The 816-nt window shown below is 68.4% G+C and carries 1 protein-coding gene and 1 pseudogene; both read left to right on the top strand.

Annotated elements, in window-relative coordinates; all coding sequences use genetic code 11:
- A pseudogene (locus tag FUT88_RS27235) lies at positions 1–183 on the top strand (GntR family transcriptional regulator); the annotation flags it as partial.
- 68 nt (positions 184–251) lie between these two features.
- Positions 252–816: aminotransferase class I/II-fold pyridoxal phosphate-dependent enzyme (locus FUT88_RS25810; RefSeq protein WP_410003905.1), on the top strand; the 565-nt coding region annotated here is incomplete at its 3' end.

Raw genomic sequence — 816 nt, 5'->3', positions numbered from 1 at the left:
GGGCACTTGCGCCCTGGCGATCGCGTGCCCGCGTTGCGCGGCCTTGCCATGCAGTTGAATACCGCGCGAGGCACGGTGGAACTGGCTTACACGATCCTTGTGGGCGAAGGGTATCTGCTCATGCGCGGGGCGGCGGGGACCTTCGTGTCGCCGTCGCTGCCGGAAGCCGCCACGCGCGCGCAAGTGCGAAAGGCGGGCAAGACCGACCAGGCGCGCCGAGGGCGGAGAGCGCCCCGCAGGGCAGCCAGCCGATGCGGCGCGAACTCCCCATTGCCGTCGACATGAGCGGCGAGCCCAGGCCGCTGCAACCGGGGCTGCCCGCGCTCGACATGTTTCCGCGCAAGCTCTGGAACCGGCTGGTGTCACGCCGTGCGCGCAGCGGCGACCGCGCGATGCTTGCCTACCCGAATCCCATGGGCTATCCGGCGCTGCGCGAACACATCGCCACGTATCTCGGCCTGTCGCGCGGCGTCACGTGCTTGCCGGAACAGGTGTTCGTGACCAGCGGCTACCGTGCAACGCTCGAGCTTGTCTTGCGCAGCCTGGCGAGCCCGAACGACCGCATGTGGTTTGAAGACCCCGGCTACCTCCTTGCGCGCGGCTTTCTGTCCGAAACGGGCGTGCAGCTCGTTCCGGTGCCCGTGGATGAAGACGGCATCGATGTCGCGCGCGGCATGGAGCTTGACCCGCAGGCGCGCTTTGCGCTGGTCACACCGTCGCATCAGGCGCCGCTCGGCTACACGCTGTCGCTTGCGCGCCGCATGGCGTTGCTGGATTGGGCCGAGAAGGCATCGCGCTGGATCATCGAAGACGATT

It is taken from the genome of Ralstonia sp. TCR112 (genome assembly GCF_007997035.1).
GTDB classification, from domain to species: domain Bacteria; phylum Pseudomonadota; class Gammaproteobacteria; order Burkholderiales; family Burkholderiaceae; genus Ralstonia; species Ralstonia edaphi.
The sequence above is the reverse complement of the archived record's forward strand: the minus strand, read 5'-3'. Positions and strand labels throughout refer to the sequence as shown.